Origin of the sequence: Bradyrhizobium sp. HKCCYLS3077 (assembly GCF_051167555.1) — a bacterium.
Lineage (GTDB): Bacteria > Pseudomonadota > Alphaproteobacteria > Rhizobiales > Xanthobacteraceae > Bradyrhizobium.
Map to the genome: position 1 here is coordinate 705281 of NZ_JBNPTH010000002.1, position 11673 is coordinate 716953.

Annotated in this window: 10 protein-coding genes; 7 read left to right on the top strand and 3 right to left on the bottom strand. The window is 65.0% G+C overall.

Annotated features, from left to right (window positions below):
* The first annotated feature begins 5 nt into the window (after nt 1-5).
* Nucleotides 6-206: a DNA-binding protein gene (locus ACQR0Z_RS09440; protein ID WP_434918419.1), complete on the top strand. Its 201-nt coding sequence runs from the start codon at nt 6-8 to the stop codon at nt 204-206.
* Between the two features lie 30 nt (nt 207-236).
* Here ACQR0Z_RS09440 and ACQR0Z_RS09445 read toward each other — a convergent pair whose 3' ends face one another.
* From ACQR0Z_RS09445 to ACQR0Z_RS09455, 3 genes are all read right to left on the bottom strand, one after another.
* Nucleotides 237-665, bottom strand: coding sequence for a GlcG/HbpS family heme-binding protein (locus tag ACQR0Z_RS09445; RefSeq protein ID WP_434918420.1), 429 nt, complete (start codon nt 663-665; stop codon nt 237-239).
* A 166-nt stretch (nt 666-831) separates the two neighbouring features.
* The gene (locus tag ACQR0Z_RS09450) at nt 832-3786 is read right to left on the bottom strand and encodes an FAD-binding and (Fe-S)-binding domain-containing protein (RefSeq protein WP_434918421.1); all 2955 of its coding nucleotides are present in this window, start codon (nt 3784-3786) and stop codon (nt 832-834) included.
* Between the two features lie 122 nt (nt 3787-3908).
* Entirely contained in the window at nt 3909-4670 is a 762-nt protein-coding gene (locus ACQR0Z_RS09455; protein ID WP_434918422.1) for a GntR family transcriptional regulator, read from the bottom strand.
* Between the two features lie 128 nt (nt 4671-4798).
* On the opposite strand from ACQR0Z_RS09455, the gene ACQR0Z_RS09460 reads away from it, so the two are divergent.
* From ACQR0Z_RS09460 to ACQR0Z_RS09485, 6 genes are all read left to right on the top strand, one after another.
* Nucleotides 4799-6004 carry a pyridoxal-phosphate-dependent aminotransferase family protein gene (locus tag ACQR0Z_RS09460; protein WP_434918423.1) on the top strand — a complete coding sequence of 402 codons (1206 nt, stop codon included), beginning with the start codon at nt 4799-4801 and terminating at the stop codon, nt 6002-6004.
* Between the two features lie 208 nt (nt 6005-6212).
* Entirely contained in the window at nt 6213-7406 is a 1194-nt protein-coding gene (locus tag ACQR0Z_RS09465) for a pyridoxal-phosphate-dependent aminotransferase family protein (RefSeq protein WP_434859414.1), read from the top strand.
* Nucleotides 7406-8203, top strand: coding sequence for an enoyl-CoA hydratase/isomerase family protein (locus ACQR0Z_RS09470; protein WP_434918424.1), 798 nt, complete (start codon nt 7406-7408; stop codon nt 8201-8203). The genes ACQR0Z_RS09465 and ACQR0Z_RS09470 overlap by 1 nt, the downstream gene beginning before the upstream one ends.
* Before the next feature lie 132 nt (nt 8204-8335).
* Nucleotides 8336-9322: a Bug family tripartite tricarboxylate transporter substrate binding protein gene (locus tag ACQR0Z_RS09475; protein ID WP_434876384.1), complete on the top strand. Its 987-nt coding sequence runs from the start codon at nt 8336-8338 to the stop codon at nt 9320-9322.
* 24 nt (nt 9323-9346) lie between these two features.
* A complete protein-coding gene (locus tag ACQR0Z_RS09480; protein ID WP_434876383.1) occupies nt 9347-9889 on the top strand; it encodes a tripartite tricarboxylate transporter TctB family protein in 543 nt (180 codons plus the stop codon).
* Nucleotides 9890-10018: 129 nt separating this feature from the next.
* A complete protein-coding gene (locus ACQR0Z_RS09485) occupies nt 10019-11539 on the top strand; it encodes a tripartite tricarboxylate transporter permease (RefSeq protein WP_315721212.1) in 1521 nt (506 codons plus the stop codon).
* Nucleotides 11540-11673 lie beyond the last annotated feature (134 nt).

Sequence of the window (11673 nt, forward strand, 5' to 3'; positions counted from 1 at the left end):
GGAGGATGGCCGAGATCGCCAAAAAGGCGGGCCTCAACCAGGAGAGCATCTACAAAGCGCTCGTTGAGACGGGCAATCCGGAGTTTGGCACTGTCATGCCCATCGTCGATGCCTTGGGCCTGCCCCTATCGGCACGCAAAGCACCGAGCGACCCCGCGCCGAAACCGGACCGCACGGCATTATCGGGAGGGCTCGCGCGCCGGTGATCGCCGACGCGCGGTAACGCAACGACCAGCTCAGCCGGCATTCGCCTTGAGGCCGGCGGCCTCGATGCCGGCGATGGCGCAGATCTCGTCATTGTCGGAGGTGTCGCCGGAGACGCCGACCGCGCCGAGCAAAGTGGTACCGTCCATGATCAGCACGCCGCCGGGCACCGGCACCATGCGGCCCTGCGCCAGCGTGTTGACGGCATCGATGAAATAGGGCTGCTCCTGGGCGCGCTGGAACAGCGCGCGTGAGCCGAGGCCGAGCGCGAGCGCGCCATAGGCCTTGCCATGCGCGACCTCGGCCCGCATCAGGCTGGTGCCGTCCTGAGCGACGGCGGCCTTCAGGCAGCCGCGCGCGTCGAGCACCATCACGGCGAGCGGCTTCAGTTTCTTCTCGACGCCCTTGGCGAGCGTGGCATCGAGGATCTTGCGGGCGGTGTCGAGCGAGAGGTCGGCCATGTCGAAGTCCTTTATCGGTTCAACGAATAATGAGGTGGCTCTTGCCGTCATTGCGAGCGTAGCGAAGCAATCCAGGGGCCACGCATGAAACCCTGGATTGCTTCGTCGCTTCGCTCTTCGCAATGACGAACATCGAGATCGCGCTCCGCGGCTGCCAACGCTTGAACTACGCGCGCAGCTGCGCCCGATCCAGGCTCATCGCCAGGAGCTGCGCGGCGTGGACGGCGCCGCGGGCGGCGCCGTCGTGGATCTGGTGGCGGCAGGAGGTGCCGTCGGCGACGATGAAGGTCGTGCTGTCAGCCTTGCGCACCGCCGGCAGCAGCGAGGCCTCCGCCATCTGCAGCGAGACCTCGTAGGTCTCGGCGCCATAGCCGAACGCGCCGGCCATGCCGCAGCAGGAGGACTCGATGGTCTCCACCGCGAGCTCGGGGATGAGCCGCAGCACCTGCTCGACCGGCTTGAACGCAGCAAAAGACTTTTGGTGGCAATGGCCGTGCAACAAGGCCTTGCCGGGCAGGGGACCAAGCGGCAGGGCGAGCCGGCCGCTCTCGGCCTCGCGCGCCAAGAATTCCTCGAGCAGCAGGGCGTGGGCGCTGATCGTCTTGGCCGTGGCGTCGTTGCGCAGCGACAGCAGTTCGTCCCGCAAGGTCAGCAGGCAGCTCGGCTCTAGCCCGATGATTGGCACGCCACGAGACGCAAACGGCGCGTAAGTGTCGACGAGCCGCTGCAGCTCGGACTTTGCTTCTTCAACGAGTCCCGCGGAGAGGAACGTCCGGCCGCAACACAGCGCACGACCGCCATCGGCCGGCTTTGGCACGTAGACGCGATAGCCGCCGGCGATCAGCACGCGCAGCGCGGCGTCGAGGTTCTCGCGCTCATAGACGCGGTTGAAGGTGTCGCCGAACAGCACGACCTCGTGGCCGTTCTCGGGACCGAATGCCTCGGCGTCGACGCGGAACGTGTCGCTGCGGAACGCCGGCAGCTGGCGCCTCGCACTGATGCCGGCGACGCGCTCCATCAGCGCGCGCAGCGGCGCGAATTGATTGCGCAGGTTCACCAGCGGCGCGAAGCGGGCGGCGAGATCGGCGTAGCGCGGCAGGTAGGCCACGAGCCGGTCGCGTAGCGTGAGGCCATGCGTGCTTGCGCGCGCCGCCAGCACCTCGATCTTCATCTTGGCCATGTCGACGCCGGTCGGACATTCGCGGCGGCAGGCTTTGCAGGAGACGCAGAGCTTCAAGGTCTCCATCATCTCGTCGGAGGACAGCGCGCCGGAGCCGAGCTGGCCGGAGATCGCAAGCCGCAAGGTATTGGCGCGGCCGCGCGTGACATCCTTCTCGTCGCGGGTGGCGCGATAGGACGGGCACATCACGCCGCCGTCGAGCTTGCGGCAGGCGCCATTGTTGTTGCACATCTCGACCGCGCCCTGGAAGCCGCCGGCGGCGCCGGGATAGGCCGACCAGTCGAGCACGGTCTTGATGTCATTGACGCGATAGTCCGGCGGATAGCGGAACAGCGTGCGGTCGTCCATCCTGGGCGGATCGACGATGCGGCCGGGGTTGAGCACGTTGCCGGGGTCGAAGCGCTGCTTGATCTCCTTGAAGTCGGCGACGATGCGAGGGCCGAACATCTGCTCGTGGAATTCCGAGCGCACGATGCCGTCGCCATGCTCGCCGGAATGCGAGCCCTTGTATTCGCGCACCATCGCGAACGCTTCCTCGGCGATGGCCCGCATCGCCTTGACGTCCTTCTCCAGCTTCAGGTTCAGCACGGGGCGAACGTGAAGGCAGCCCTCGGAGGCATGCGCATACATCGTGCCGCGGGTGCCGTGCCTGGCGAAGACGTCGTTGAGGCGCGCGGTGTAGTCGGCGAGATGCGGCAAGGGCACCGCGCAATCCTCGACGAACGACACCGGCTTGCCGGCTTCCTTCATCGACATCATCACGTTGAGGCCGGCGGCGCGGAAATCGGCGACGGCGGTCTGCAGCGCGGGCTCGGTGATCTCGACCACGCCCCCCCATTTGCGAGGCTCGTTGCTCCAGGCAAAGCCGAGGTCGCCCATCAGCTCGCCAAGCTGCTTCAGCTTGGCGAGGTTTTCGTCTGTCGTCTCCTCGGCGAACTCCACGACCAGGATGGCGTCCGGATCGCCGCGGACGGCCGCCGCGATCACCGGCTGGAACATCGCGATATCACGGCCTAGCCCGATCATGGTGCGGTCGACCAGCTCGACCGCGATCGGCTTCAGCTTGACCAGATGCTGGGCCGCATCCATCGCCTCGTAGAAGCTGCCGAAATGGCAGACGCCGAGCACCTTGGTGCGGATCAGCGGCCACAGCTTCAGCTCGATGCGGGTGGAGAAGGCGAGGGTGCCTTCCGATCCGACCAGCAGGTGGGCGAGGTTGTTTGCGGCATTGCGCGGCGTCAGGGCATCGAGATTGTAGCCGCCGACGCGGCGCTGCACCTTCGGAAACTTGTCGGCGATCTCCGCCGCCTCGCGCTCGCCCAATGCCAGCATGTCGCGGAACAGTGCGCGGGTCTTGTCCGGCGCATTGACGTCGTTGAGATCGCGCGGCACCTCGCCGAAAAGCGCGAGCGTGCCGTCCGCGAGCGCGGCATCGATGGCGATCGTGTTGTCGCGCATCGTGCCATAGCGCAGCGAGCGGCCGCCGCAGGAATTGTTGCCGGCCATGCCGCCGATCGTGGCGCGCGAGGCGGTGGACACATCCACCGGAAACCACAACCCGTGCTTCTTGAGCTGGCGGTTGAGGTCGTCGAGCACGATCCCCGGCTCGACCACGCAGGTGCGTCCCTCGACGTCGAGCGAGACGATGCGGTTCAGGTGTTTGGAGAAGTCGACGACGATGCCTTCGTTGACGGTCTGGCCGCATTGCGAGGTGCCGCCGCCGCGCGGGGTGACGATGCGGCCGTCGTCGCGGGCGATGGCGAGCGCGCGCAGCGCCTCGTCCATGGTCCGCGGCACGACCACGCCGGCCGGGATGACCTGGTAGAAAGAGGCGTCGGTGGCGTAACGGCCGCGGTTGAAACGGTCGAAGAAAACGTCGCCCGTGATCTCGGCACGGAGCTTCTGTTCGAGCCTGGACGGACCGGCTTTGGCGTTCGGCATGGTGATCCCTGATCAGCCCTGGTCGCGTCGCAGTTCACCGGGCCTTGCCCCGGTGTCAATCATTTATGGAACAGCGTCAACCGAATTGCATGCAATTTTAGAGGAGCGACCTCGACCTTAGTCTAGCCTGTCGGCTTGCCGCCAGACGCGGTCGCTATGCCGTTCTGATCCTCGGCGAAATAGGTGATCGCAGCGGCGCCCTTGTTACGCAGGTGCTGGAACAGGATGTCCGACAGCTCGCTGCCGGCGCGCCGGCGCAGCGCGTCGAGGATGAGTTCATGCTCCCGCATGGCCTCGCTCCAGCGCTCACGCTTGCGGGCGAAGTTGGCGGAGAAGCGGACCCGGCGAATACGCCCTGCGAGACTTTCATATGTCGCATGAAGCGTGGCGTTGGCGGCGGCATCGACGATCGCGCGGTGGATGAGCTGGTTCATGCGGAAATAGCCCTGCATGTCCTGGCGCATGTAAAAACCGTACATATCATGATGATATTGTTCGATTTTTATGATCTCTTCATCCGAGATCTTCTCGCAGGCGAGGCGGCCGGCGAGGCCTTCGAGGCCGCCCATCAGGTCAAACAGCTCCTGGATGTCGGACGCGCTCAAGGGGCGGACGCGGGCCCCCCGATTCGGCAGCAGCTCAACCAGGCCTTCAGCCGCCAGGACCTTGAGAGCTTCGCGCAATGGCGTGCGCGAGACCCCCAGCATTTCGCAAAGCTGCCGCTCGGACAGCCGGCCGCCATCGGCGACATGACCCTCGACAATATAGTCGCGCAGCCGCGCCAGGATCTCCTCGTGAAGCGAGGTCTCGTCGCGCGCGGGGGAGGGGCGGCTGGTCGGCTCGCCCACATCGACAGTTTCGATATCTGGAATCGTGGAACTCATGCTGGCCCATTGTAGCGGTAGTTACAGATGGGGTCGATTGCAGAAATGCATGCGTTGATCTCTTGTTCTTGAGAAAATTGCATGCAATTGTGGGTGCCTTGATGCCGCTGCTTCCCTGGAGTTCTGCCGTGACCCGTCACCAAGGTCGTCATTTCCTGCATATTCCGGGCCCGAGCCCCGTGCCCGAGCGCGTGCTGCGGGCGATGGACATGCCGGTGATCGACCATCGCAGCGCCGAGTTCGCGGAGTTGGGCAAGGCCGTACTCAGCGGCTCGCAGAAGATCTTCAAGACGACCAGCCCGGTGATCATCTATCCATCCTCCGGGACCGGTGCCTGGGAGGCCGCGATCGTCAACACGCTGTCGCCCGGCGACAAGGTGCTGATGGTCGAGACCGGCCATTTCGCCACGCTGTGGCGGCAGATGGCGGCGCGCTGGGGCATTGAGGTCGATTTCATTCCCGGCGATTGGCGCCGCGGCGTCGATGCCGCCGTGATCGAGGAGAAGCTGGCGGCCGACACCGCGCATCAGCTCAAGGCCGTGATGGTCGTGCACAACGAGACCTCGACCGGCGCGACCAGCCGGATCGCCGAAGTGCGCGCGGCGATGGATCGCGCCAAGCATCCGGCGCTGCTGATGGTCGACACCATCTCAGGTCTCGCCTCGGCCGACTTCCGCTTCGACGAGTGGAAGGTCGACGTCGCCGTCTCCTGCTCGCAGAAGGGGTTCATGCTGCCGCCGGGTCTCGGCTTCAACGCCGTCTCTGACAAGGCGCGCGCGGTTGCCAAGAGCAACAAGATGCCGCGCTCGTTCTGGGACTGGGAGGATATGCTGAAGCTGAATGCGAACGGCTTCTTCCCCTACACGCCGGCGACGAACCTGCTCTACGGCCTGCGCGAGGCAATTGCGATGCTGCTCGAGGAAGGCCTCGATCAGGTGTTCGCGCGCCACCTCAAGCTTGCGGCTGCGACCCGCGCGGCGGTGGAGCATTGGGGGCTGGAGGTGCTGTGCCAGGAGCCCAGGGATCATTCGCCGGTCTTGACCGCCGTGCTGATGCCGCCCGGCCATAATGCCGATGAGTTCCGCCAGGTCGTGCTGGACAATTTCAACATGTCGCTCGGCTCGGGCCTGTCCAAGGTCGCCGGCAAGGTCTTCCGGATCGGCCATCTCGGCGAGTGCAACGAGCTGACCCTGATGGCGGCGCTGAGCGGTGTCGAGATGGGGCTCCGGGTCGCCGGCGTGCCGCATCGTGGCGGCGGCGTCGATGCCGCCATGGCGCTGCTGGAGCAGCCGATGCCCGGCAATGCGCCGCGGCATCTCGCAGTTGTGAAGTAAGGCGAAATCGCGGGCGGCGGCCGGTCTTTCCGGCTGGTGTCGCACTGCACAGAAGAAAGGGAGTCGTGTGCATCTGAGGGATGTCAGCCCGAAGCGATCGGTGCTCGCGTCTTCTTTGTTGACGCCAGCGGTCTGGCGGGAGAAAAGCGCGACGAGCGCGTGGCATGCCACGTCCGCGCACCAACCAAATGACCGGGGATGGACGCCAATGACTGTGCACACAGGACGGCATTTTCTTCAGATTCCGGGGCCGACCAACGTGCCCGACCGCGTGCTGCGCGCGATGGACATGCCGACGATGGATCATCGCGGCCCCGAGTTTGCTGAGCTCGGCTTTGCGGTGCTCGCAGCATCGCAGCGGATCTTCCGCACCAAGCAGCCGGTGATCATCTATCCGTCGTCCGGCACCGGCGCGTGGGAAGCCGCGATCGTCAACACGCTCGCGCCCGGCGACAAGGTGCTGATGGCCGAGACCGGCCAGTTCGCGGTGCTGTGGCGGGGCATCGCCGACAAGTTCAAGCTCGACGTCGATTTCATCCCCGGCGATTGGCGTCATGGTGCCGATATCGCGGCGATCGAGCAGCGCCTGGTCGATGACAAGGCGCACAAGATCAAGGCCGTCTGCGTCGTGCACAACGAGACCTCGACCGGCTGCCTGACGCCGCCGCTTGAGGTGCGCAAGGCGCTCGATCGCGCCGGCCATCCGGCGCTGTTGATGGTCGACACCATCTCGGGCCTCGGTTCGATGGAGTATGAGCACGACGCCTGGGGCATCGACGTCTCCGTCGCCGGCTCGCAGAAGGGGCTGATGCTCCCGCCGGGCCTCGGCTTCAATGCCGTCTCTGAGAAGGCGCTTGCGGTGGCCAAGGCCAATCCCGGCATGCGCTCCTATTGGGACTGGCAGGAGATCATCAATTTCAACAAGCTCGGCACCTTCCCCTATACGCCGGCCTGCAATCTCCTGATGGGCCTCAACGAGGCGCTGAAGATGCTGGAGGAGGAGGGCCACGAGAACGTGTTCGCGCGTCACCGCCGCCACAGCCTCGCGACGCGCGCCGCCGTGAAGGCCTGGGGCCTCGACACGCAATGCGCCGACCCGCAGGCGCATTCGCCGGCGTTGACCGGCGTGGTCATGCCCGAGGGCCATGACGCCGATGCGTTCCGCAAGACCGTGCTGGAAAACTTCGACATGTCGCTCGGCACCGGCCTGAACAAGATCAAGGGCAAGGTATTCCGCATCGGCCATATCGGTCACTTCAACGACCTGATGCTGATGGGGACGCTGTCCGGCGTCGAGATGGGTCTTGCGCTCGCCAATGTGCCGCATCGCGCCGGTGGCGTGCTCGCGGCGATGGATGTCCTCAAGGCGCGCGAGGCAGCGCCGATTCCGAAGGTGGCCTGATGAACGCGCCTGCGAGCGGCTCCGACGATCTCATCTATGCCGTCGACGACGGCATCGCCAAGATCACCTTCAACCGGCCGCAGGCGCGCAACGCGATGACCTTCGCGATGTATGACCAGATGGCCTCGATCTGCGAGGCCATCAACGCCGACCGGTCGATCAAGGCGCTGATCCTGACCGGCGCCGGCGACAAGGCGTTCGCCTCCGGCACCGACATTTCCCAATTCCGCGCCTTCAAGACGGCGCAGGACGCGCTCGACTACGAGGCGCGCATTGATCGCGTGCTCGGCACGCTGGAGCTGTGCCGCGTGCCCGTCATTGCCGCGATCGCTGGCGCCTGCACCGGTGGCGGCGCCGGCATCGCGGCCTGCTGCGACATCCGCATCGGCACAGAGACCACACGCATCGGTTTTCCGATCGCCCGTACACTCGGAAATTGCCTGTCGATGTCAAACATCTCGCGCGTGGTGTCCCTGATCGGCCCGGCGCGCACCAAGGATCTGATCTTCAAGGCGCGGCTGGTGGAAGCGCCGGAGGCGCTGGCGCTCGGGCTGCTCAACGAGATCGTGCCGGATGTCGACACGCTGCAGGCGCGCGTATTGGAGACCGCGAAGCTCGTGGCCTCGCATGCGCCGATCACGCTCGAAGTGACCAAGGAGGCGGTGCGCCGCATCCGCCGGACGCTGTCGCGCGACGAGGGCGAGGACCTGATTCTACGGGCCTATATGAGCGAGGATTTCCGCGAGGGCATGGATGCGTTCCTGAACAAGCGGACGCCAAACTGGAAGGGCAAGTAGTCTGACGCGGGGCTTGCGACCTTATGACGACATCATGAGGCCGCATCTCGCTTGTGTTCTTGAAGTGATCACAATAAGCCGACAGTATCCTGGTAGGATACAAGCTGGCACTTCGAACGGGGATGAAAACACGTGCGTAACCTGATCAAGATCGCAGCCACCACCGTGGCTCTTTTCGCCAGTGCGCCGGCCTTTGCCGGCTGGGAACCGACCAAGCCGGTCGAGATCGTCGTAGCCGCCGGCGCCGGTGGCGCGTCCGACCAGATGGCTCGCATGATGCAGGCCGCAATCCAGAAGAACAATCTGCTGAAGCAGCCGGTCGTCGTGTCGCTGAAGGGTGGCGCGTCCGGCGCGGAGGCGCTGATGTACATGAAGTCCAGCGACGGCGATCCGAACAAGGTGCTGATCGCCTATTCGCTGATCTACATGCTGCCGCTGTCGGCCAAGCTGCCGTTCGATTGGCGCGAGCTGTCGCCGGTCGCCGTGATCGCGCTCGACCAATTCGTGCTGTGGGACAACGTCAATGGCCCGAAGACGGTGAAGGAGTTCATCGACGCCGCCAAGGCATCGAGCTCGCCGTTCAAGCTCGGCGGCACCGGCTCGAAGCGTGAGGATCACGTGCTGACCGTATTCCTCGAGAAGAAGACCGGCGCCAAGTTTTCCTATCTCCCGTACAAGTCCGGCGGCGAAGCCGCGACCCAGCTGGTCGGCGGCCACACCGAGGCCAACGTCAACAACCCTTCCGAGAATCTTGAAGTCTGGCGTGCCGGCCAGGTCCGTCCGCTCTGCGTGTTCGACAAGGAGCGCATCTCCTACACCACCAAGGTCACGGAGACGCAGTCCTGGAACGACATCCCGACCTGCAAGGAGCAGGGTCTCGACGTGCAGTATCTGATGCTGCGCGGCATGTTCCTGCCGGGCAAGGTGACCCAGGAGCAGCAGGAGTTCTACGTCGACCTGTTCAGCAAGCTGGTGCAGACGCCGGAATACAAGGACTACATGGAAAAGCAGGCACTCAAGCCGATCTTTCTCACCGGCAAGGACATGCTGCAGTTCCTGGAAGAGGACGGCTCGCTCAACAAGCAGCTGATGACTGAAGCCGGCTTCGTCGCGAAGTAGGACGGGGCGAGGGGAGCAGGATCCATGTCCAACGCTGAGCTCGAGATCGCGGTCGACGATCCCACTGCGCCGGAGGAGAACTCTCCGTCCGTGACATCCAACCGGACGGTCGACGTCGCGGTGTCGCTGCTGCTGCTCGGGCTCGCTGTCCTGCTGGCCTGGGACAATTGGCGGACCGGCGCGTCCTGGGACTCGACCGGTCCCGAGCCCGGCTACTTCCCGTTCTATCTCTCGGTCATTCTCGGCGGTGCCAGCCTCTACGGCATCGGCGCCGCGTTCCTGTCGCGCAAAGAGGCGGTCGAGACCTTCGTCACGCGGGCGCAGCTGCGCCGCGTGATGGCGGTGTTCGTCCCCACGCTGTTGTTCTGCATCGCCATGCAGTTCCTCGGCATCTATGTCGCGAGCTTCCTCCTGATCGCCGGCTTCATGCGTATCGTCGGCAAGATCGCGATCTGGAAGTCGCTGCTCACGGCGTTCCTGTTCAGCGCCGTGATGTTCGTGACCTTCGATGTCGTGTTCGACGTGATCATGCCCAAGGGACCGCTCGAAGCGGCGTTCGGGCACTAACAATCCTCCCACCGTCATTGCGAGCGAAGCGAAGCAATCCAGACTCGAGCCTGACAACTCCTGGATCGCCTCGTCGCTTCACTCCTCGCGATGACGGAGTAAGTGGAACTGACCAATGGAAGCCAAGTAATGGAAGCTCTGGGTCTGCTGCTGCACGGGTTCGCGGTCCTCCTGACCTGGAAGACGCTGCTCTTGATGATGGTCGGGCTGGTGCTCGGCGTGTTCGTCGGCGTCTTGCCGGGGCTCGGCGGCCCCAACGGCGTCGCCATCCTGTTGCCGCTGACCTTCTCGATGGATCCAACCTCGGCCATCGTGATGCTGTCCTGCATCTACTGGGGCGCTCTGTTCGGCGGCGCCATCACCTCCATCCTGTTCAACATTCCCGGCGAGGCCTGGTCGGTGGCGACCACATTCGACGGCTATCCGATGGCGCAGCAGGGCAAGGCGGCGGAGGCGCTGACCGCGGCCTTCACCTCGTCCTTCATCGGCTCGCTGGTCGCGGTGCTGCTGATCACCTTCCTGGCGCCGTGGATCTCGTCCTTCGCGCTGAAGTTCGGGCCGCCGGAGTTCTTCGCCGTCTATCTGCTGACCTTCTGCTCCTTCGTCGGCCTCGGCCGCGAGGACAAGCACAAGACGGTCATCGCGATGGCGCTCGGCCTGCTGCTCGCCGGCGTCGGCATGGATACGGTGTCGGGCCAGCTGCGCATGACCTTCGGCTCGACTGATCTCTTGCGCGGGATCAACTTCCTGGTTGCGGTGATCGGTCTGTTCGGCATCAGCGAGATCCTGCTGACGATGGAGGAGCGCCTGGCGCTGCGCGGCCATGCCGCCTCAATCTCGCTGCGCACCGTGCTCGCGGTGTGGAAGGACCTGCCGAAATACTGGATGACGCTGTTCCGCTCCTCGGTGATTGGCTGCTGGCTCGGCATCACGCCGGGCGGCGCGATCGCGGCCTCCTTCATGGGCTACAACCTCGCCAAGCGCTTCTCCAAGGACCAGGACAGCTTTGGCAAGGGCCGCATCGAGGGCGTGTTCGCGCCTGAGACAGCGGCGCACGCCTCGGGCACCGCCGCGCTGCTGCCGATGCTCGCGCTCGGTATTCCCGGCTCGGGCACCGCGGCGATCCTGCTAGGCGGCCTGATGGTGTGGGGTCTCAATCCCGGCCCGCTGCTGTTCGTGGAGCACAAGGACTTCGTCTGGGGCCTGATCGCCTCGATGTATCTCGGCAACGTCGTCGGCCTGGTGCTGGTGCTGTCCACCGTGCCGATCTTCGCCTCGATCCTGCGCGTGCCGTTCGCGGCGGTGGCGCCGATGATCGTGGTGTCCTGCGCGATCGGCGCTTATGCGATTCAGAACGCGATGTTCGACGTCTGGCTGATGCTCGGCTTCGGCGTCGTCGGCTACGTCTTCAAGAAGATCAAGATTCCGCTGGCGCCGTTCACGCTGGCGCTGGTGCTCGGCAGCCGCGCCGAGGACGCCTTCCGGCAGTCGATGATCATCTCCGGCGGCAACATGAAGGTGTTCTGGGCGAACGGCCTGGTCGGCACCATCACGACGCTGGCGATCGTGCTGCTGTTCTGGCCGCTGATCGATCGGCTGGTGGCGAGCGTCAGCAAGTCGACTCCGCCGGCAGCGAAGGCTGAGGCGTAGGCGCGGTCTTCCACCCACGGTCATTCCGGGGCAAGGCCGCAGGCCTTGAACCCGGAATCTGGAGATGGGTTGGCGTTCTTTTCGACAGCTCGGATTCCGGGTTCAATCGCCAACGCGTAGCCGCTGTCGATTGC

Bases quoted from the DNA above. Each gene is read 5' to 3' on its own strand.
- ACQR0Z_RS09485 (WP_315721212.1), top strand. From the start codon at position 10,019: ATGGAAGCTCTGGGTCTGCTGCTGCACGGGTTCGCGGTCCTCCTGACC.
- ACQR0Z_RS09445 (WP_434918420.1), bottom strand. From the start codon at position 665: ATGGCCGACCTCTCGCTCGACACCGCCCGCAAGATCCTCGATGCCACG.
- ACQR0Z_RS09450 (WP_434918421.1), bottom strand. From the start codon at position 3,786: ATGCCGAACGCCAAAGCCGGTCCGTCCAGGCTCGAACAGAAGCTCCGT.
- ACQR0Z_RS09470 (WP_434918424.1), top strand. From the start codon at position 7,406: ATGAACGCGCCTGCGAGCGGCTCCGACGATCTCATCTATGCCGTCGAC.
- ACQR0Z_RS09465 (WP_434859414.1), top strand. From the start codon at position 6,213: ATGACTGTGCACACAGGACGGCATTTTCTTCAGATTCCGGGGCCGACC.
- ACQR0Z_RS09440 (WP_434918419.1), top strand. From the start codon at position 6: ATGGCCGAGATCGCCAAAAAGGCGGGCCTCAACCAGGAGAGCATCTAC.
- ACQR0Z_RS09480 (WP_434876383.1), top strand. From the start codon at position 9,347: ATGTCCAACGCTGAGCTCGAGATCGCGGTCGACGATCCCACTGCGCCG.
- ACQR0Z_RS09455 (WP_434918422.1), bottom strand. From the start codon at position 4,670: ATGAGTTCCACGATTCCAGATATCGAAACTGTCGATGTGGGCGAGCCG.